The organism is Desulfovibrio sp. Huiquan2017 (assembly GCF_017351175.1).
Classification (GTDB): domain Bacteria; phylum Desulfobacterota; class Desulfovibrionia; order Desulfovibrionales; family Desulfovibrionaceae; genus Pseudodesulfovibrio.
Genome location: NZ_JAFMPN010000021.1, coordinates 52,082 through 72,514 on the forward strand (window position 1 = coordinate 52,082; position 20,433 = coordinate 72,514).

The 20,433-nt window shown below is 63.8% G+C and carries 20 protein-coding genes; 14 read left to right on the top strand and 6 right to left on the bottom strand.

Going from position 1 to position 20,433, the window contains the following annotated elements:
• Positions 1-74 precede the first annotated feature (74 nt).
• The 3 genes from J0909_RS16735 to J0909_RS16745 are packed head-to-tail and all read right to left on the bottom strand — an operon-like array spanning position 75 to position 2,177.
• A complete protein-coding gene (locus J0909_RS16735; protein ID WP_207264649.1) occupies positions 75-542 on the bottom strand; it encodes a TadE family protein in 468 nt (155 codons plus the stop codon).
• A 14-nt stretch (positions 543-556) separates the two neighbouring features.
• On the bottom strand, positions 557-1,885 hold the full coding sequence (locus J0909_RS16740; RefSeq protein ID WP_502757450.1) for a pilus assembly protein TadG-related protein: 1,329 nt from the start codon (positions 1,883-1,885) through the stop codon (positions 557-559).
• Positions 1,788-2,177, bottom strand: a complete 390-nt coding sequence (locus J0909_RS16745) for a TadE/TadG family type IV pilus assembly protein (RefSeq protein WP_207264651.1) — start codon at positions 2,175-2,177, stop codon at positions 1,788-1,790. Before J0909_RS16745 ends, J0909_RS16740 begins: the two co-directional genes overlap by 98 nt.
• Positions 2,178-2,439: 262 nt before the next feature.
• Here J0909_RS16745 and J0909_RS16750 point away from each other — a divergent pair, with 262 nt between their 5' ends.
• The 12 genes from J0909_RS16750 to J0909_RS16805 all read left to right on the top strand — a co-directional run bounded on the left by J0909_RS16750 (position 2,440) and on the right by J0909_RS16805 (position 16,101).
• The gene (locus J0909_RS16750) at positions 2,440-3,825 is read left to right on the top strand and encodes a sigma-54-dependent transcriptional regulator (protein WP_207264652.1); all 1,386 of its coding nucleotides are present in this window, start codon (positions 2,440-2,442) and stop codon (positions 3,823-3,825) included.
• A 456-nt stretch (positions 3,826-4,281) separates the two neighbouring features.
• On the top strand, positions 4,282-4,479 hold the full coding sequence (locus J0909_RS16755; protein WP_207264653.1) for a Flp family type IVb pilin: 198 nt from the start codon (positions 4,282-4,284) through the stop codon (positions 4,477-4,479).
• Between the two features lie 146 nt (positions 4,480-4,625).
• Positions 4,626-5,174: an A24 family peptidase gene (locus J0909_RS16760; RefSeq protein ID WP_207264654.1), complete on the top strand. Its 549-nt coding sequence runs from the start codon at positions 4,626-4,628 to the stop codon at positions 5,172-5,174.
• Between the two features lie 12 nt (positions 5,175-5,186).
• Positions 5,187-6,002 (top strand): Flp pilus assembly protein CpaB, encoded by an 816-nt coding sequence (gene cpaB, locus J0909_RS16765; RefSeq protein WP_207264655.1) that lies wholly within the window; start codon positions 5,187-5,189, stop codon positions 6,000-6,002.
• A gap of 9 nt (positions 6,003-6,011) precedes the next feature.
• Positions 6,012-7,424, top strand: coding sequence for a type II and III secretion system protein family protein (locus J0909_RS16770; RefSeq protein WP_207264656.1), 1,413 nt, complete (start codon positions 6,012-6,014; stop codon positions 7,422-7,424).
• A 21-nt stretch (positions 7,425-7,445) separates the two neighbouring features.
• Positions 7,446-7,718 carry a hypothetical protein gene (locus J0909_RS16775; protein ID WP_207264657.1) on the top strand — a complete coding sequence of 91 codons (273 nt, stop codon included), beginning with the start codon at positions 7,446-7,448 and terminating at the stop codon, positions 7,716-7,718.
• A 150-nt stretch (positions 7,719-7,868) separates the two neighbouring features.
• Entirely contained in the window at positions 7,869-9,062 is a 1,194-nt protein-coding gene (locus tag J0909_RS16780) for a CpaE/TadZ family protein (RefSeq protein ID WP_207264659.1), read from the top strand.
• The gene (locus J0909_RS16785; protein ID WP_207264661.1) at positions 9,059-10,465 is read left to right on the top strand and encodes a TadA family conjugal transfer-associated ATPase; all 1,407 of its coding nucleotides are present in this window, start codon (positions 9,059-9,061) and stop codon (positions 10,463-10,465) included. Before J0909_RS16780 ends, J0909_RS16785 begins: the two co-directional genes overlap by 4 nt.
• 4 nt (positions 10,466-10,469) lie before the next feature.
• On the top strand, positions 10,470-11,444 hold the full coding sequence (locus tag J0909_RS16790; RefSeq protein WP_207264663.1) for a type II secretion system F family protein: 975 nt from the start codon (positions 10,470-10,472) through the stop codon (positions 11,442-11,444).
• Between the two features lie 10 nt (positions 11,445-11,454).
• On the top strand, positions 11,455-12,411 hold the full coding sequence (locus J0909_RS16795) for a type II secretion system F family protein (RefSeq protein ID WP_207264665.1): 957 nt from the start codon (positions 11,455-11,457) through the stop codon (positions 12,409-12,411).
• Between the two features lie 22 nt (positions 12,412-12,433).
• Positions 12,434-13,789: an SPOR domain-containing protein gene (locus tag J0909_RS16800; RefSeq protein ID WP_207264666.1), complete on the top strand. Its 1,356-nt coding sequence runs from the start codon at positions 12,434-12,436 to the stop codon at positions 13,787-13,789.
• A 164-nt stretch (positions 13,790-13,953) separates the two neighbouring features.
• Entirely contained in the window at positions 13,954-16,101 is a 2,148-nt protein-coding gene (locus tag J0909_RS16805) for a response regulator (protein ID WP_353616792.1), read from the top strand.
• Positions 16,102-16,322: 221 nt separating this feature from the next.
• On the opposite strand, the gene J0909_RS16810 is transcribed toward J0909_RS16805, so the two are convergent.
• Positions 16,323-17,585, bottom strand: coding sequence for a cyclic di-GMP phosphodiesterase (locus J0909_RS16810; RefSeq protein WP_207264668.1), 1,263 nt, complete (start codon positions 17,583-17,585; stop codon positions 16,323-16,325).
• 273 nt (positions 17,586-17,858) lie between these two features.
• Here J0909_RS16810 and J0909_RS16815 point away from each other — a divergent pair, with 273 nt between their 5' ends.
• Together J0909_RS16815 and J0909_RS16820 are read left to right on the top strand one after the other, a co-directional pair.
• Positions 17,859-18,347, top strand: coding sequence for a hypothetical protein (locus J0909_RS16815; protein WP_207264669.1), 489 nt, complete (start codon positions 17,859-17,861; stop codon positions 18,345-18,347).
• Between the two features lie 236 nt (positions 18,348-18,583).
• Positions 18,584-19,501 carry a transporter substrate-binding domain-containing protein gene (locus tag J0909_RS16820; protein WP_207264670.1) on the top strand — a complete coding sequence of 306 codons (918 nt, stop codon included), beginning with the start codon at positions 18,584-18,586 and terminating at the stop codon, positions 19,499-19,501.
• Positions 19,502-19,557: 56 nt separating this feature from the next.
• On the opposite strand, the gene J0909_RS16825 is transcribed toward J0909_RS16820, so the two are convergent.
• Both J0909_RS16825 and J0909_RS16830 read right to left on the bottom strand, forming a co-directional pair.
• The gene (locus tag J0909_RS16825; protein ID WP_207264671.1) at positions 19,558-19,848 is read right to left on the bottom strand and encodes an SHOCT domain-containing protein; all 291 of its coding nucleotides are present in this window, start codon (positions 19,846-19,848) and stop codon (positions 19,558-19,560) included.
• 19 nt (positions 19,849-19,867) lie between these two features.
• Positions 19,868-20,395: a periplasmic heavy metal sensor gene (locus J0909_RS16830; RefSeq protein WP_207264673.1), complete on the bottom strand. Its 528-nt coding sequence runs from the start codon at positions 20,393-20,395 to the stop codon at positions 19,868-19,870.
• Between the last annotated feature and the right edge of the window lie 38 nt (positions 20,396-20,433).

Consider the following 20,433-nt stretch of genomic DNA (forward strand, 5'->3'; position numbering starts at 1 on the left):
TATTATGCGGCGGCCTATAGGGGGATGAAGAGAAAGGCCCTTGGAAGGGCCTTTCCCGGGCCGTGCGGATGGGGTCAGTCGCACGGCTTCCAAGGTTCGTTGACCTTGCGGTCGAAGCCCCGGAGCGGGATGGTGTCGGGCAGCAGGGGGCTGACCAGCGGGGTGAAGGGCTCGTAATTGTAGACCACGGCCACTTCGGCCAATTGGCAGGGAGCGCCGGGATCGTTGTCGATGCCGTCCCCGGAAGCCCGCACGTCAGGCCAGGAGCGGACGGTGATCGCAATGTTGGATTGTTTCAGGGTGGTCAGCCCGGCCTCGGTGGCCTGGATGATATCTTGGAGACGGGTGCCCGCGTCCGCGCCCCGGCCGGTGGCCGCGAAGCGCGCGCCGATCTGGGCGGCCTTCTGCACGGTGGCCCAGGCATAGACGGCATTGCCGCTTTCGATCACGGCCATGATCAGCATGAACATGACGGGCAGGATAAGGGCCGTTTCCACGGCGGCCAGTCCGGCGCGGCGTCCATTATTGCGATCTTTCTGCATGGCTCGAACCTCCCTTAGAGCAGTCGCCAGCCGAGCTGCTTGCCGATTTTCTTGAAAATGTCGGGAATGTCGTAGACGGACGGGGCGTCGAAGTAATGGTCGTCGGTCCCCTCCTTGCTTGAGGCTATTTTCTTCATGAGGTTGATGTCGGTATTGTCCGAGGAGCCGAATCGGATGGAGAATATCTCGATACCTGCGTCCTTGGCCGCCTGGGCCTCGGCGAGCATGTCCGCGTTGAGCACGCCGCCGTCGTTGCAATGGGCGGTGTCCACGCCCATGCCGTAGTAGGCGTTGGTCCAGTAATTGTTGGGCCTGTAGCTGGCGCGATAGGCCCCGCCGCACTCGCCGTCTTCGGTGTCGCCGTCGGTCAGCACGATCATGATCTTGCGGAAGTCGTCCTTGCTTCCGCCCTGGGTGAAGGGTGCTTCGGGGGTGAGGATGTTCCTCCCCCACTTGATGCCTTCGGAGATGATCGTTCCCGAGGCCGCGCCCGTGGCGGTCTGGGAGTCGATGGCCGCGATGATCTGGTGTTTGTCGCGGCTGAGGGCCAATACGGTCGGAATGCTGGAGCAGGTGTCCAGGGTTATGGAGCGCCGGTAGTAGTAGGGCAGGGCGTAGTATGCGTCCATGAAGTCCTCGTGGATGCCCTGGTTCAGCGAGCCGTCCGCGTTGACGCAGCCCTTGGCGTAGCCGTCCACGGCCTCGCCCAGACGGATCTTGCCGCGGAAGGGAACCAATCCGACCTTGGTGTCGGGAGTGGTCCCGTCGGGGATGAGCAGGTCGGTCAGTTCGCTGGAGGCCTGCTTGACCATGTCGATGGGTGTCCCCCTCATGGAACCGGAGTTGTCGATGACGAAGACCACTTCAAGTTTGTTGAAGCCCGCCATGGCGCTGGCCTCCACGGTCTTTCCCGCCATGCCCAGGACTTCCATGAGGAGCATTCCGACCTCTGCCTGGGCCGTGACCTTGACGCTGCGGATTTCGGTGCCTGCGGTGATGGACGTGACCTTGGCCTCTTCCATGTTGGCGGCAACCATGTCCCGCACGGCCTGGCGGACGACGCCTTTGGACAGGTCCGGGTCGTAGGGCAGCTCCAGGCTGCCGGCCAGAGCGCCCGCGTCCACGGCGGCCTGGAGCCTGGTGTGGGTCAGGTACATGTTGCCCATGTCCACGGCGATGCCCGCCACCCCGAGAAGGACGGGCAGCAACAGGGCCATGAGGGCGCTGGCGGAGGCCCGGCGGGGCCTAGGGGAGCGGCATGGTTGTCTGCGCGACGAGCGTGAGGGGTTCGTCCTTGCCGAACAGGGCATTGCCGCTCTGCGAGCCGAAGATGTCATAAACATAGGAAACCTCTACTGTGACGGTGTTGTCGAGGGTGTCGGTGGTCACGTTGGTGGACAGCTTGTCCGGGTCGAGATCGGCGACCACGGCGGCGACCAGGGCCGCCACGTCGGCGGAGTCGCCCGCCGTGACCACGTGCCGGGCACCCTCGCGGCTGGCTTCCACTAAAGCGGAATAGGTGTGCATGGCGTTTCCGCCCTGCATCAGGAGCAGGATCAGGAGCGCCAGCACGGGAAGCAGCAGGGCGAATTCCACGGCGGCCATCCCCCGGCGTCCTTTTTCTATCTTTCTCATTCCCGTTCTCCTTGCATTCCGGAATTGGCCCGGCGGAAGGCCGGGTATTGGGTAACAGCATTGTGCGTGCCAAGGCGTAATGCCTGTCGGTAAATGGCCCGGCAACAAACCGTTTCGAATGGATAAATTTTTTTGTGACTCGTTTTGCGGATCGTGCGTAATGAACCTCGGATTCGTTGGTTATCTATTTTTTGTGGATAATAAACCCCGATTCCTGTAGGGTAACTCCGACGCGGGAAGAACATCAGCCGGGAGCAGACCTGTGGCCGAGAAAATACTTGTGGTTGACGACGACCGCGCCTTCCAGGGCATGCTGGTCGAAGCCTTGGCCGAGAAGGGCTACGCGGTGAAGACCGCGGCGACCGCCGAGGAGGGTATCCGGAAGGCCGGGGCCTCGTCCTTCGATCTTATCCTGCACGACATCCAACTGCCCGGCATGTCCGGACTTGAAGCCCTGAAGCATCTGGCCGAGGTGGCCCCCGGCGTGGACGTCATCGTCATGACCGGCTACGGCTCCAAGGAGTCCGGGGTCACGGCCATGCAGCAGGGGGCCTACGACTATTTCGAGAAACCCTTTTCCCTGCGCGAGATGGAGGTGGTGGTCCGGCGCGCCCTGGAAAAGCGCCGCCTCCAGGTGGAACTGGCCGAACTCAAGCGGCGCGGCGGGTCCAGCCCGTTGCACGACATCATCGGTCACAGCGCGCCCATGATGGAGGTCAAGGAGCGCATCGCCCGGGTGGCCGAACTCAACGCCGACGTGCTCATCATGGGCGAGACCGGCACCGGCAAGGAACTGGTGGCCGACACCATCCACGCACTGAGCGCGCGGGCCAAGGGACCGTTCGTCAAGATCAACTGCGCGGCCATCCCGGAAAATCTCATCGAATCCGAGCTGTTCGGCCACGAAAAGGGGGCCTTCACCGGAGCCACGTCCATGAAGCAGGGCAAGTTCGAGCTGGCCAAGGGCGGCTCCCTCATGCTCGACGAGATCGGCGACATGCCCCTGCACCTGCAACCCCGGCTGTTGCGCGCCGTGGAGCAGAAGCAGGCAGAGCGCGTGGGCGGATCCAAGTCCATCCTGTACGACGTGCGCATCATCGCGGCCACCAACCAGGAGTTGGAGGAACGGGTCCGCGAGGGAGCTTTCCGCAGCGACCTATACTATAGACTCAACGTGGCCACCCTGGTCCTGCCGCCCCTGCGCGAGCGCAAGTCCGACCTGCCGCAACTGGCCGAATTCTTTCTGGAACGGGCCAACCGGCGGCTGGGCACGGACATCGCCGGTGTTTCGCCCGCAGCCATGGAGATCTTCTTCAACTACGACTGGCCGGGCAACGTGCGCCAGTTCGCCAACGCCGTGGAGCGCGCGGCCATCTTCTGTACCTCCAGCCGGATCACCCCGGCCGAGGTGGATCAGGCCTTTTCCAACACCCGCCCCGCGTCGGACGGCGGGAGGGATGCGCCTGCAGGCGATGGGCTGCCCCTGAAACAGGCCCTCACCGAATACGAGAAGACCTTGATCGAGAATGCCCTTCGAGCTTGCGGCGGCGTCCAGACCGAGGCCGCCACCGCCCTGGGCGTGTCGGCCAAGAACCTCTGGAACAAGCTTAGGAAACACGGCATCAACCCGGCCTTGTTCAAGAAATAACAGCATAACCGCTGCTTCCCGCCTCCTCCCCACGCCGGGGAGGCTTCCACGTTTCGTGGGCTTTCGGCCCGCCGATACCCCGTCCTCCAGGGGGTTTTTCGTCTTTTGGATGTTGGAAAGAGCATCCTCAAGCGATGTACATTTGTGCGTCTACAAAAAATAGATTTCATAACACATTGAATTTATAAAATAAATAAACTCAGGCGCACGGATGGTTTTGCTGAGCGCATCTAAAAAAAATGGATTCTTGGGCCTCGGAAAGGGGGCCGGGCCGGTGGAGATTCGGGGCGTTTTGGATGTCGAAAAATTTTATCTCTTGGTATGTCGGCATGTTATATATCAATTTTTTCGATCAGCTTTCGCCGTGGCACGCGGGTTGCTCAATGGTGGGCGTGGCTGGTGCTGAAAGGCACAAAACAAATTTGGAAGATTCGAATTTAACCCAAGGAGACCGTAATGAACAAGCTGATGAACCTTATCCGTGACGAAGAAGGCGCAACCGCCATCGAGTACGGCCTGATTGCCGCTCTGATCGCCGCCGGTATCGTGACCGCGACCACCGCTCTCGGCGACGAGGTCGAGAAGACCTTCAACTTTATCGCCACCAAGATGGCCGGCGCCGCTGTGGACGCCCCCACCGATGATACTCTCTAAGTCATAGGAGAAACAACGCTAACCGTTCAACGGAAGCAGCCAGAGCAGCCGAACCGGGGCTTTCGGGATGGTCCCGTCAGCCCCGGTTTTGTCTCCGGGGGAAAGCGGAGGCAACAAAGTCGGCTCAAAGGGAATTGGGTGGAACTATGGAAATTCTCGTCTCTATCGCACTCGCTGCGGCGCTGGTCATCGGCTCCGTCACCGATATCCGCAGCCAGCGGATCTACAATTGGCTGACCTTCCCGCTCATTTTTGCGGGATTCGCCATCCACACCGCGTTCGGCGGCTTCGCCGGACTGAAGTTCGCCGCCGCCGGTTTCGCCCTCGGATTCGGGGCCATGGCCGTTCCCTATTTTCTCGGGGTCATGGGGGCGGGCGACGTCAAGCTCATGGCTGGCGTCGGCGCATGCCTCGGCGTGGAGGCGACCTTTCTCGCTTTCCTGTTCACCAGCATCGCCGGAGGCGTCTACTGCCTCGTGGTCCTCGCCCGCGATCGTTCCCTCTTGACGGCCGTCCTGCGCAACGTCCGCGACACCCTGTTGGTCCTCGTGGCCACCCGGAAGATGAATTTCGCCCCTTCCGCGCCCGGCGTGGCCTTGCCCCGGCTCTGCTACGGCGTGGCCATCGCCGTGGGCACGGTCGCCGCCATGGCCGTCTTCGTGTGGAAGACCGGCTCCATTTATGCCGGATACTAGGGAGAGCACGCAATGAGCAAGTCCAGCAAGGCATTGATCCAGATAGGTCTGGCCCTGGTCCTGGCCGTGGTGGCCGGAGCGGTTATTTTCCGCTGGACCAGCAACATGCGGCAGGCCGCCCCGGCGGTGAGCGCCCAGGCCCGGACCGTGTCCGTGGTCGTGACCAGGACCCCGGCCAAGCGCGGCATGAAGTTGACCGACAAAATGCTCGAAGTGCGCGGGTTCACCGCCGACTCCCGCCCCGAGGGCTCGTTTTCCAAGGTGGAGGAACTGGCCGGTCGCGTGCTCAGCCAGGACGTCGGGGCCAACGAGGCCGTTACGGCCATGAAGCTGGCCGACGCCTCGGTTCTCGGCGGGGGCGTTTCGGCCATGATCGAGCCCGGCAAGCGGGCCATGGCCGTCAAGGGCAACATGGTCATGGGGCTGTCCGGTTTCGTCCGGCCCGGCGACAAGGTGGACGTGATCGTGGCCATGATCGTGGGCCAGGAAGAGAAGCCGGTGACCAAGCTGGTCCTGGAGCACGTCAAGGTCCTGGCCACCGGCACGCAGTTGCAGCCGCCGACCGAGGACGGCGTGCCCGCCTCGGTGGACGTCTACACCCTCGAACTCTCCCCGGCCGAGTCCGAACGTCTGGCCCTGGCCGCCTCCCGGGGAACCCTCCATTTCGCCCTGCGCAACGAGCAGGACGAGGCGGGGGTCCTGACCACCGGGTCGGATATCCCCAAGACCCTGGCCGCGCTCCGGCCCAAGGTTTCGGCCGCAAGACGGCCGCAGGCCACCCGGATCGAGGTCATCAGCGGGACCTCCCGTTCCTCGGTGAAGTTCTAGGAGGCCGTCATGATGCGTACCTTCGTCATACGGATGCTGATCGTTCTGCTGGCTTGCGGCCTCGCCCTTCCGGCGTTCGCCGCCGCCCCGCCGGAGACCCCCGAAGTGATTTCCATCGTGGTCAACAAGTCCACGGTCATCAATTCCGATATCAAGGTGACCCGGATTTCCCTGGCCTCGCAAGACCTGGTGAACATGGTCCTCATCTCGCCCCGGCAGATTTACCTGACCGCCAAGGAGCTGGGCTCCACGTCCCTGACCTTGTGGTCCGGCAGCGAGGTCGCCAAGGTCTACGACCTGGTCGTGACCCCGGACGTGACCCGGCTGAAGCGGTTGATTCACGAGACCATGCCCGGCGAGACCGGCATACGGGTCCTGGCCTCGGGATCGTCCATCACCCTGGCGGGCACCGTGTCCAGCACCGAGCAGCTGAGCCGCGCCCTGGTCCTGGCCAAGGCCGAGGCCAAGGACAATGTGGTCAACCTGTTGAGCGTGGACGGCATCCACCAGGTCCTGCTGGAGGTCCGCGTGGCCGAGATGTCTCGTTCCGTTACCAAGCAGATCGGCTTCAACTTCGCGGCCATCGGTTCCAATTTCTCCATCTTCTCCCTGGTCAACAGCCTGGCTTCCTACAACCCGGAGGACGGCTATCTGGTCGGCGGGGACAAGGTGAACATGATGGGCTCGTATACCTCGGGCTCCTATTCCCTGTACGGCATGCTCAACGCGCTCAAGGCCAACGGCCTGGTCCGCATGCTCGCCGAGCCGAACCTGACCTGCGTGTCCGGCGAATCGGCCGAATTCCTGGTGGGCGGCGAAGTCCCCATCCCCATGCCCGGTTCGCTGGGCACCGTGGGCGTCGATTACAAGCCCTTCGGCATCGGGCTCAAGTTCAAGGCCACGGTCCTGTCGTCCGGTCGTATCAACCTACAGGTCAATCCCGAGGTCTCCGAGCTGGACTATTCCCGGACCCTGCCCGTGAGCGGATACGAGATTCCGACCATTTCCACCCGCCGGGCCAATACCGTGGTCGAGCTGGGGGACGGGCAATCCTTCATGATCGCGGGACTCATCAGCGACACCCTCAGGGAAAATTCCAACAAGCTACCCGGATTGGGAGAGATTCCCATGCTCGGCAATCTGTTCAGTTCCAAGGATTTCGCCTCCAACAAGACCGAACTGGTGGTCCTGGTCACCGCCCACCTGGCCAAGCCGGTGGACATGGCCGCCCAGACCCTGCCCACGGACGGCTTCAAGGAGCCGGACGACACGGAATTCTACCTCTTCGGGCTGCTTGAGGGGCAGGGCGATTCCAAGGGGGGGCGCGTTTCCGGGAATGGCGCAGGGCCTTCCGGCCCGGATACGGTCATCCGTCCGGAATCGGGTTTCGACGGGGAATTCGGCCACTCCTGGATCAACTAGATTTTATACGAGGAGGACGTCATGCGAAATATCCTGATCTACATCGCCATGGTGGGCATCATGCTTCAGGCGGGCTGCGGAACCATGTTCGAAAACGACCGGACCTCGCCGGAGTTCGGCAGTTCGGTGCGTATGGCCGTGGCCAGCCAGACCGCCAACCCCGAGGCCGGGGGCGATGCCCCCGTGGTCGGCATAGACGGGCAGTATGCGGCCGCAATGGTCGCCCGCTATCAGGCCGGTCCGTCCACGGCGGACGATTCCGACTCGGGCGCGGTCACCGGAGACGCGCAATGAGCGCCGTCCGATCCGGGCCCGCGCCGTTGACGCGGTCCGCGCCCGTTCGGCAACGGCGACAATCCGCATCCATCCGGCCCGACGGGGAGAACGGCGGTCACGCAATCGCCGTAGTCGAGGCCTCCTAGCGGAAACCAGGGGAAAGGAACCATGAACAACAGAGTGATACCCATATCGCTGGCCGTCATCGACCGGGATCAGCGGGAGCGTCTGGAAAGAATGATCTCCGCCAATCCCATGGTCCGCCTGGTCGGCGAGGACGCGGAAGAGATGGGCGTGCTCATCTACGAGCCCGGCGACTCCGTCGAGGAGGACATGCCGCACATCATCCACGCCCTGGAATCGGGGCAGGCCGAGGATGTCTACCTGGCCGGCGACGTGGCCGATCCCGAGATCCTCATCCGGGCCATGCGTAGCGGCATCCGCGAATATCTCAAATTCCCCGTGGACGAGAACGACCTGCGCGCCGCGGTCCTGCGCACGGCCATGCGTCTGAGCCTGGGCGTGGACGATACTGGCAAGGGGCGCCTTTTCACGGTCCTGGGGTGCAAGCCCGGCGTGGGATCGACCACCCTGGCCGTGAACCTGGCCTGCGTCCTGAACGAGCGCGGGCCCGGCCGCACCGTGCTCCTGGACCTCCGCCAGCCCATGGGCGAGATCCCCTATTTCCTTGACCTCAAGCACGACTACACCTGGGGCGACCTGGTGACCGATATCTCGCGGCTCGACGCCACCTACCTGCGCAGCGTCATGGCCGAGCACGCGTCCGGCCTGCACGTCCTGCCCGGTCCGGCCACAGGCGAACGGCCTGACGAGCACACCCTGTTCCTGATTCTCGAACAACTCCGTCACAGCTATGATTTCGTGGTCGTGGACGCGGCCGCCCCGGGCGAGGACGAACTGCCCAAGGAAGTGGAGTTGGCCGATTCCATCCTGTTGGCCATGCAGCTCTCTCTGCCGTGCCTGGCCCGGGTCGCCCGGCTTGCCGAATCCCTTTCGGGCCAGGACCCGGACGCGGACCGGCGCATGCGGCTGGTGGCCAACCGCGTAACCCGCAACGCCTCCATCGGCGTGCCCGAGGCCGCCGAAGTCCTGGGCCGCGAGATCGCCTGGGCCGTGCCCGAGGACGGGGAGGCCGCGCTTTCCGCCATCAATCAGGGCACCCCCCTGGTCCAGGCCTTCCCCAAGTCCGCCTCGGCCAAGGCCGTGCGGAATTTGGCCAAGGGGCTGGCCCCCGAAGAGAAAAAGGCCTGCAAGGGGCTCTCCCTGCCGTTCTCCTCGCTCTTTCGCAAGAAGGGCAAGGCTTCGGACGCCAACGACAACATGGCGGGAGCGGCCTTATGAACCTCGCGGAACGACTGAATCGAAACGCGACGCGGCGCGGTTCCGCCACGGCGGAGGCTCCGGTTCAGGCCAAGCCCAAGGCCCGGCCCGGGACGGCCAAGGCCGGGGCGGACGAACACTATTTCGACATCAAGACCCGCATCCACGACCGGCTCATCGACATGATCGACCTGTCGCTCCTGGACTCCCTGAGCGAGGCCGAGGTGCGCGGCGAGATTGCCAAGGTCACCGAGGGGTTGCTCTGGGGCGAGTTCCGCAACGCGCCTCTCAATCTGGCCGAGCGCAAGCGCATGCTGGCCGAGGTCCAGGACGAGGTCATCGGCCTGGGGCCCTTGGAGCCCTATGTCCAGGACCCCACGGTCAACGACATCCTGGTCAACGGCTACCGGCATATCTACGTGGAGCGTTCGGGCAAGCTGGAGCTGACTCCGTCCCGCTTCAAGGACGACGACCATCTGCGCAAGATCATCGACCGCATCGTCTCCAAGGTAGGACGGCGCATCGACGAGTCGCAGCCCCTGTGCGATGCCCGCCTGCTCGACGGCTCGCGCGTCAACGCGGTTATTCCGCCCCTGGCCATCGACGGGCCGTCGCTGTCCATCCGCAAGTTTTCCAAGGACCCCCTGGAAGTGGCCGACCTCATCGGTTTCAACTCCCTGACCCCGGAGATGGCCCTGCTCATGAAGGGCATCGTCCAGACCCAGCTCAATGTGCTCATCTCCGGCGGCACCGGCTCGGGCAAGACCACGCTCCTCAACTGCCTGTCGCGCAACGTGCCCGAGGACGAGCGCATCGTGACCATCGAGGACGCGGCCGAGTTGCAACTCAAGCAGGAGCATGTGGTCAGGCTGGAGACCCGCCCGGCCAACATTGAGGGACGCGGCGAGATCACCATGCGCGACCTGGTCAAGAACTGCCTGCGCATGCGCCCGGACCGGATCATCGTCGGCGAGGTCCGTTCGGCCGAGGCCCTGGACATGCTCCAGGCCATGAACACCGGCCACGACGGCTCCCTGACCACCGTCCACGCCAATACCCCGCGCGACGCGCTCATGCGCCTGGAGACCATGATCTCCATGGCCGGGTTGAACCTCAACCCCCTGTCCATGAAGCGCTACATCTCCTCGGCCATCGACGTCATCATCCAGGCCACCCGCCTGGTGGACGGCACCCGCAAGGTCATTTCCATCCAGGAGGTGACCGGCATGGAAGGGGAGATGATCACCATGCAGGAGATCTTCGCCTTCGAGCAGACCGGGCTGACCGCCGACGGCAAGGTGGAGGGGCATTTCACCGCCCGGGGCATCCGGCCCAAGTTCGCCGAGAAGCTCGAACGCATGGGATTCCCGTTCCCTTCGGAAATGTTCCACGTCACCCCCAGACCGCAACGGAACAAGGAGTAGGCCCATGTCCATGGCATTAATCATCGCGGCGGCGGCCGTGCTCATCGTCTTCCTGCTGGCCATGGGCGTCGGTTCGCTCATGCGGTCGGGTTCGGACAAGGCCGAGCGGCGGGTCAGGGAGCGCCTCCAGGCCATGGCCCTGACCGCCGACATCGACGCCGCCTCCGTGGACCTGGTCCTGCGCGAGACCACCATGAGCGAGGTGCCCCTGTTCAACCGGCTGCTTGAAGGCATGCGCTGGTCCGCCAATTTCAGCCGCCTGCTCTATCAGGCGGACGCCAGGGGCTCGGCGGGCGCCTACCTCCTGCTGTGCATGCTTCTCGCCGTCATCGGCGTCTATGCGGGGAGTTTCTCCGGCAGGCTGTGGGTGTCGGCGGCCGGGGCGATCATGCTCGGCTACGCCCCGGTCTGGGTCCTCCAGGGCAAGAAGCGCAAGCGCATGGAGCGTTTCCAGAAACAGTTGCCCGAAGCGCTGGACCTCATGGCCCGGGCGCTGAAGGCCGGGCACACCTTCGGCGGCGGCATGCGCATGGTGGCCGACGAGTTTGAAGCCCCCATCGGCCCCGAGTTCGGCAAGACCTTGGACGAGATCAACTACGGCATGGACGTGGATCGGGCGCTGACCAATCTCCAGGCGCGGGTGGACTGCCCGGACCTGAAGTTCTTCGTGGTCTCGGTAAACATCCAGCGCGAGACCGGCGGCAATCTGGCCGAAATCATCGCCAAGATCGCCTCCCTGGTGCGCGAGCGGTTCGCCCTGTTCGGCAAGATCCGCGTCCTGTCCGCCGAGGGCCGGGTGTCCGCCTACATCCTCGTCGCCCTGCCGTTTATCCTGACCGGCATACTCTATGTGGTCAACGCGGACTACATCCGCCTGTTGTGGACCCGGGAGTTGGGGCTGAACATGGTCTGGGGCGCGGTCATCTCCATGATCATCGGCGCGGCCATCATTCGCAGGATCATCCAGATCAAGGTCTAGGGAGGACGGCATGAACGATCAGCTCATTCCCCTGTTCGCTTCCGGCATCGGTTTCATCGCCGTGCTTCTGGGAGGCTACGGCCTGCTCGGCTACCTGAGCGGAGCCAACGACTCGGCCCGGCTCAGGGAGCGGGTTTCGGGCACGGCCGTCAAGCGGTCCGAGGCCCTGACCGCCCCGTTGGGCGAGGCGATCAAGGGTGCCGTGGAATTCTTCGGTCGGCTGGGCACCAAGATCGGCCCCACCGAGGCCGAGGAGATCGGCAAGAGCCGCCTGCGCCTCATCCAGGCCGGGCTGCGCAAGCCGGATTCCCACAAGATATTTCAGGGGGTCAAGGGCGTCCTGGCCGTCGGTCTGGCGGGCGGGTTCCTCCTCTTCCGCTTCCTGTTCATGGACGACATGTCCATGGGCATGACCGCCTTCGGCACGGTCCTGTTGGCCACCATCGGCGTGTACGGGCCCGAATACTGGCTGACCAAGAAGATCAACGGGCGCAAGGTGGCCGTGGGCGACGAACTGCCCGACGCCCTTGATCTCCTGGTGGTCTGTGTCGAATCCGGCATGGGGCTGGATCAGGCCATTGACCGGGTCTGCCGGGAAATGAGGACCTCGGGCCCGATCATCAGTTCCGAGTTCAAGCTGCTCTCCCTGGAGCTGCGCGCGGGCAAGGCCCGCGTCGAGGCCCTCCGCTCCCTGGCCGAAAGGGTGGGGCTGGACGACCTGAACAGCCTGACCTCCCTGCTTATCCAGGCCGACGCTTTCGGCATCAGCGTCGGACGGACCCTGCGCGTCTACTCGGACGCCATGCGCGTCAAGCGCTCCCAGCGCGCCGAGGAAAAGGCCGCCAAGATGCCGGTGCTGCTGCTTCTACCCCTTGTGGCGTTCATCCTCCCGACCCTGTTCGTGGCCATCCTCGGACCGGCGGTGATCATGAGCATGGACATGTTCCTTGAGATGAACCGCCACTAGGCAAACAGCAAAGGAGACCGTCATGAAAAAGCTTTGCATCATAGCGACAACGATTTTCGCGGGCCTGGTCCTGTCCGGCTGCATGAACAAGTCGTACAACGACAAGACCTTCGACGAACTGGCCTACGGCGAGGGCTCTCCGGTCACCCTGACCAGCGAGCAGCATGAGCAGGTGGGCGACGGCTACGTCCGCCGCGCCAAGCCCGAGATGGCCCTGGTTCACTTCAACAAGGCCATCGAGCTGGACGGGAACAATCTGGACGCGCGGGTCAAGCGCGGCGACCTGCTGGTTTCCCAGGGGCTCGACGAGCAGGCCCTGGCCGAATATTCCAAGGTCCTGGAAAAGGGCCCGAATCACGCCGTGGCCAATGAGGCCGCAGGCTGCGTGTATTTCCGGGCCGGGCTCTATAGCGAGGCCGAGACGCATCTGGCCCGCGCGGTGGCCCTCAATCCCATGCTCTGGAAGGCCCACAATTTCCTGGGCATCATCCACGACCGCAATGCGGAGTACGACGAGGCCGCCGAGGAATTCGCGGCCGCCCTGGAACTGCACCGGGGCAGCGGCGTGGATGAAATCTACAACAACTTGGGCGTGGTCCACATCGCCCGTCGGCAGTACGGCCAGGCGGTGGAGACCTTTCGCCTGGCGCTCCGTTCGGGCGGCATGTCCTCCCGGACCTACAACAATCTCGGCCTGGCCCTGGCCCGCCTGGACCGCCTGGACGAGGCCCTTGAATCCTTCAAGTACGCGGGCGGCGAAGCCAAGGCCAACAACAATCTCGGATACGTCCTCCTGACGGAGAACCGGCCCGCCGAGGCGGTGCCCTATTTCGAGCGGGCCATCGAGCTTTCCCCCAGCTACTACGTGAAGGCCGCCGACAACCTGAAACGCGCCCGTCTGGCGGCCCGTTTCCAGAAGACCGGCCCCCAACTTAGCGGTTCCACCCCGAACCCTCTGCTTCGTCAGTCCTTCCCCGACACGAAGCAGAACCCCGGCGAGCCTGCGGCATCTCCCGCGTCCGCAGGCTCGCCATCCTCCCCCGCCAGGGTCGTCAAGGCGGCCCTGGAGGCGCCGGGTTCCGGGGATCAGACTATAATTCCAGACCACAAGACCTACGGGCTGCACGTCAGCTCCTTCCGTGACCACGAAAGCGCCTTCGTCCATTGCGCACAGCTTGAGAAGCAGGGGTTCACGACCTGGATCAATCAGGTTGATCTCGGCGGCAAGGGCGTCTGGTACCGCGTCCTGGTGGGCAGGTTCGCCTCGGTCAAGGAGGCCAAGGCCGAGCGGCCCGACGTGCTGGCCATCCTGAATCTGGACCGCGCCCCGGTCTTCGAGCGCGTGGATCCCAGGCCCGAGGTCTCGGCCCAACTCTAACGACGCGACGCCTTGCAAGGCGCACCGCCCCGGACAGGCTCCCGCAATGGCCTGTTCCGGGATGACCGCGCTGTGGAGGAACCTTCCCTTTCCCGGGGGATTTCCGTATGTTCCCAAGAAGGCACGACGCCCGTTCCGGGCCTGAACCCATCGGGAGATGCAACTTGGCAGCTGACCGCACCCGACGCTTTCGCGTTCTCGCCGTGGACCATGACGAGTCCATGCTCATGCTCTATCGCGATGTCCTTTGCTTCGAGAGCGAGGAGCCGTCCGCCTTGGAGGCGCTGTTCGGCGACGATGCCCGACTGCCGTCCCGTGAGGAGATCGACGAGGACGCGGCCCGGCCGATTTTCGACGTGATTCCGGCCCGCGATGCGGCGGGGGGGCTTGAGGCCATGGACCGGGCCCTGGCCGAAGGCGATCCCTTCGCCATCGCGCTCATCGACATCCATCTGTCCGACCTGGACGAGGCGCTCGGGGGCATCGAACTGGCCGAGGGGCTGCGCCGCCGGGACCCGAACATGGAGATCGTCCTGCTGTCGGCCCGCCACAAGGTGCCGCTCAAGGAATTCAACAAGCGGGTCCAGCCGCCGGAAAAACTGCTTTTCATCCAGAAGCCGTTTCGTTCGCCCGAGCTCAAGCAGATCACGCTGTCTCTGGGCTCCAAATGGGACGCCGAAAACCGGCTCAGGGACCTGAACGAGACCCTGGCCTCCAAGGTCGAGGCCCGGACCAGCCAACTCAACGCGGCCAACCGGCGGCTTCGGCTCGACATCGCCAAGCGCGCTGCTGTCCTGCGCGAACTCCAGGCCTCGGAACAACGCTACCGGCTGCTCTTCGAGAAGGACATCAGCGGCAATTTCGCGGCCGACGCGCAGGGGCGTATCCTGGACTGCAACGCGGCCTTTGCCGAGATGTTCGCTTTCCGCCTGCCCGAGGACGTGCTCGGCGCGAACATCTTCGACCTGTGGGACAAGGCCGGGGCCGACGAATCTCTGCGCGGCCTGCTGTCCGGCTCCGGGCGGGTGGCCAGTCAGAAGGTCGTCTTCACGCGTGGATCGCTCAAGCGTCATCTGATGGTTTCCTGCGACACCGTGATCGGCGAGGAGGGCGGATGGGCGGAGCTGCGGGGCTACCTGTTCGACATCTCCGAACCCAAGCGCCTGGAGGACCAGTTGCGCCAGTCCCAGAAAATGGAGGCCCTGGGCACGCTGGCCGGGGGTATCGCCCACGATTTCAACAACATCCTCGGCGTCATCCTGGGTTATGCCGAGATCATCGAGTCCGGGGCCGAGCCGGATTCCGGCCTGGAACGGCGCATCGGGGAGATATCCCGGGCGGGCCGCCGGGCGCGCGACCTGGTCACGCAGATCCTGAATTTTTCCCGCCAGGGCCCCCAGGAACGGCACGCCATGACCCTGACCCCGCTGATCAAGGAGGCCCTCAAGCTGCTCCGTTCCAGCGTGCCCTCCAACGTGGCCATCGTCACCCGGCTTGAGACCGACCGCGACCAGGTCATGGCCGATCCGACCCAGATGCACCAGATTCTGCTCAACCTGTGCGGCAACGCCGCCCATGCCATGCGCGAAACGGGCGGAACCATGACCATCACCCTGGCCGACGTGCGGGCGGGAGATCCGGTGCTGCCGCCCGAGGATCTGGGCAAGGGCGAGCGGTTCGTGCGCCTGACCGTGGAGGACAACGGGCCGGGCATCGACCCGGATGTGGTCGAGCGCGTCTTCGATCCCTTCTTCACCACCAAACGGCAGGGCGAGGGCACCGGCATGGGCCTGGCCATGGTCCACGGCATCGTCAAGCGGCATGACGGCTACCTGGAGCTGGAGAACCGGCCCGGCCAGGGCGCGTCCTTCCATGTCTTTCTGCCGCGCAATTCCGAGGCCGTCCGGATTGAGGCGGACATCCCGGCCGATCTGGTCTTCCGCGAGGGGCGCATCCTGTTCGTCGATGACGAGAAGCCGCTCACGGACATCGGCCGCGAGATGCTCGAAGCCTGCGGCTTCGAGGTGGTCGCCCGAACTTCCTCCATCGAGGCCCTGGAGGCCTTCCGGTTCCGGCCCCGGGATTTCGACCTGATCATCACGGACCAGGCCATGCCGAACATGACCGGCATGGAGTTTGCCCGCGAGGTTCTCAAGATCCGGCCCGGCATCCCGATCATCCTGTGCACCGGCTTCTCGGACGCCGTGTCCTACGACCGGCTGCGCGATATCGGCATCGGCGATTTCATCATGAAGCCGATCCTCAAGCACGACCTTGTGGCCGCCATCAGCCGGCTCCTTTCCCGCGAATAACCGCCATCCGCCCGGCTCGCGCCGGGATTTTCGCCCGACAAAACCTTCGCCCGGTCCGGGGGCGTCGCTGGAGAAGGCCCGTAGAGGGAACTGTTCGGTGGACGGCGCCCGCGGCGCGATGATTGCGTCCTTCTCTTCATTGGGAGGGGCACGATACGCCGCGCCGTTCGCTGCGGCCGCGAACCCGAGGCGGGGGAATGGCTTCGACCGGGAGAGGGCGGTTAGACGCCGGGTTCCACGTAGTAGGTGATGCGGGTGCGGGGGGAGAGATATTGGAGCATTTCCGGGGTGAGCTGGGCCAGGCGGATGGATTTTTCCACGCGCAGGTCCGGCTCGTCGGTCAGGTCCACGATGAGCGCTTCCTTTTTGGGCACGTCCGGGTCGTAGAGCATGACGCTCGGGTTGAGCTGGTTCTGGGGGTTCACGGCCATGACCATGCCGACATCGCCGTTGGACAGCTCCACCACGGTGCCCGGCGGGTAAACGCCCAGGCAGCGGATGAACAGGGCAAGCAGTTCCACGTCGAAGAGGTGCTTCTGTTGGCCGAACATGTAGGACAGGGCCAGATACGGGGTCAGGGATTCCATGGGGTCGGCCCGATTACAGTGGTTGTCGTAGGCGTCGGCGATGGCCACCATGCGCGCCAGCCGGTCGATCTCTCCGCTTGAAAGCCCCTCGGGAAAGCCCGAGCCGTCCATGCGCTCATGGTGTTGGGCCACCACCCGGGCCGCTTCGCGCGGGAAAATGTCGATCCCCGCCAGCAGGGTCGCGCCGTGTTCCGGGTGCCGTTCAAGCAGTTCCTGCTCCGGCCGGGTCCGCTCGCCACGTTTTTTCAACAGTTTTTTTGGCAACCGCTCCTTGCCTATGTCGTGGAAGAGCGCGCCCAGGCCGAGGGCGGTCATCTCCGCCTCGCTCAACCGGGCCTCCTTGCCCACGATCAAGGACAGCACGGCCACGTTCATGGGGTGGGAGTAGGTCGATTCGCCCCGGTCTACCACATTCATCAGATGCAGGATGGACTCGCGGTCGTCCAGGAAATATTCGGTCAGCCGGGCGACGAAGTCGGCCGCAGCCACGGCCGCCTCGGCCTGCCCGGCGACCACGCCCTTGAGGATGTCGTTGAAGGTCTTGACGCAGGAGTTGAAACGCTTTTCGCACACGGCGATGCGCTCTTTTTTTTGTTTCAACCGCCGGGTCCGCTCCTTTTTGATCGCCCAGAGATGGTCGATGACCTCGCGCGGGGCGGCCTTTCCGGAGAGGGGGGCCGTTGCGCCCGGCCTGTCCGGGGTCGAGGGCAAGACATCGGATTTTTCCGGGATGCATGTCACGTGGGTGATGCCCAACCCCTTGATCAGGGCGATCTGGTCCGCGTCCTTGATCTTGAAGTTGCTGAACAGGAAAGGATGCTCAAACCAACCGGTCTTTTCCAGCCGGATGAAAACCCCCGGTCGAAGCTGATCCACCGAGATGCGGTATTCGGGCATGCTGCGCTCCATCATGATGGGCCAGCATACAGCATAGTCAAGTATCCGACAACCGTTAATGAATGAATCGACTGCTTCAACCAGCTGATTAATAAAGGGTTCATAAATCAATTTTTCGTTATCGGAGAAAAGGCGGCAAACCGTCCCGGGAGCGGCCGCCGCCCCCGCCGGAAAAGCATTGCCAAGAGAAGTGAAATGGTTTAGTTGATATTTAATCGGGTGTTTTCCACATTCTTTCTTGCCGGAAAAATTGAATTTAAGGCGGTTTGACGTATGCCGAGGAAGACTGGCCCTGAGAGATGGTTCCCGGTCGTTTTTTTTGCCCTGCTCTTTTTTTTCGCCGCCACGGCCGGACTGGTCTACTTCCAGACCGACCTGTTCCGGGGCCATGCCTCCGGGTACGGTCTGTCCGGCTTGGTGTCGGTTCGGGGATCGGTCCCCCTCGAACAGCTCGCCCTGACGGATCAGGAGATCGGCATCATCAACCGGACCGTGCAAAAATACCACGACACCTTCATTCGGATGGATCTCGTCGTGGACACCCTGGACGATGTGGACAAGATCACCCCGAAGACCATCCTCGTCTTTGCCGTGGAGCTTCAGACCAAGGGCGATCTCGTGGTCAAGTCCTGGAACCGCAAGGTCCCGCGCGGCAAGATGATTCCCCAGATCGCGGCCTACGTGGACAAGGCCGCGCGGGAATACGGGGAGTTCAAGCGGTTCCCCGACGTCAAGCAGAATTTCAAGACCCTGTACATTTAGTCGCCGATCTCCGGTGCGGACGGGGAAGCCCCGGGATCACATCCGGCGGACGGTCGGTTTCATGTGGAGCAGCGATTCTGGCAAAACGTGTATCGTTTTTGCGATTTTTTTGTTGCAATGCCCTGTATTCTGTGCTTTCAGTACGTAGCCTCCGCTGTCTTCAACCGTAGGCGATCCGCTTCCATAGCCCGTAGTTACGGGGGGCGGTCTCCTGCATACCCCACGGACTTCACGGCATGCACAGCATCCGCATCTCCCTGTTCCTTCTGGCTCTGTTGCTCTGTGCGGCGGGTTCGGCCCGGGCGCAGGGAAAGCCTGTGGTCTATTGGCCATATTTCAACCTTCCGCCCCAATTCATCGTGAACGGGGGCGGTCCCCAGGGCATGGGCATCGACGTGGCCAGGGCGTTGCAGCGGGAGTTGCCCGAGTACGAGCACGTCTTCATCTTGGCCAGCCCGCACCGTATTGACGAGGAGCTGCGCTCCGGCCGGGCGCGGCTGGTGGTCACCGGCCTGGTCCGGACGGCGGAACGCGAAGCCTACGCCCTGTATTCGGATGTTCCGTGCCGGATGATCTTTCCCATGATGGTCGTCATGCGCCGGGGGGACGGCCGCCGCCTGGCCCCCGATGGCTCGGTTTCGCTGACCGGGCTGGCCGTCGACGGCGACCTTTCCTACGGCTACGTTCCGGGCGTCAACTGCGGCGCCTTCGCACCGTTCGTGGCCTCGCTGACGTCCAAGGCGGCCTCGCCGCGCGCCTATGCGGCCCACGACGTGGCCCAGTTGCTGGACATGCTGGCCGCACGGCGGGTCGACTGGTTCGTGCACGATGCCCTGAGCATCTGGTATGCCGCCACGAAACTCGGCATGCGGGACCGTATAGCGGTGGTCCGGGCCGATGAATGCCCTTCGAACTCGTTCCCCGGTTACTTCGCCTGCCCCCGCACCGCCCAGGGGGCTGAACTGATGGCCTGCATCAACCGAGCCATGGTCCGGCTGGTGGCCTCGCAGGAACTGTACAGCGCTCTCAAAGGGTGGGTCCCCGGCGAGTTCGGCGACGCCTTCAACCGTACCTACGCCGAGTGCGTCCTGTCCGGGAAGCATCTGACCTCCTGCCACGTGGGTTGCCGCCGGGCCACCGTCAACGCCCGTTGAAACGCGAACCGGCCGGACAAGGGGCGTCCGGCCGGGGCGTTGCGTGACGGCAGGGACTATTCCGTCAGGTTCCGCTTCATTTCGTCATACTGGGCCTTGTCTATCTCTCCTGCGGCATAGCGCCGTTTGAGGATGTCCAAGGGCGTTTCGCGGTCCTTGTCCCGATCGCCGTCTCTGTTGGCGGTCCTTTTCAGGACCATGGCCAGGACAACGACGAGTGCGACCAGCAGCAGGATCATGAACAGGCTGCCGAAGGGCGAGTACATCATATGCCCGCCCCACGAGTTGGGTCCGCTTCCGTTGTACATGGGTTGCTGTGCGGTCAAGAGAAGAAGGGTGTCGGTCATGGCGTTTTCCGCCACGGCCTTACTGCGTCCCGCCGTAGCCGGGTCTGCCGCCCCGATGCCACGGGCCGTCCATCATGCCGCCGTCCATCATGCCGCCGTGCATCATATCCAAGCCGTAATAGGAGATGCCGCTTTCGCGCAGGTCCACGAGCATGTCCACCCGCATGGCATAGGCCTGGGCGGAGAGCTTGCCGATTTCCGCGGCCAGGGCCTTGGCTTGACCCCGGTCGATCTTTTCCTGGGCCAGAACGGCGTTCAATTGCGCGCGCTTCGACCACATCTCGCTGGAAAGCTTGGCGAGCCCGGCCTGGTATTTGGCGGCGATATCCTGATACGCCTTCTGCTGTTCCGGGGTGAGTTGATAGTTGTTCCAGCCGCCGTAGCCGGGGCCGCCCATCATGCCGTAGCCGGGGCCGCCCATCATGCCGTAGCCGGGCCCGCCGCCCATCATGCCGCCGCCGGGTCCCATGCCCATCTGGGCGGAAGCGGTGACGGCGAAGAGCAGCACAAACGCCAGGCACGCAATGGTGGTGATGCGATTTTTCATGACAAAGCCTCCTGTGGTTGCATTAGTGCATTTAGTAT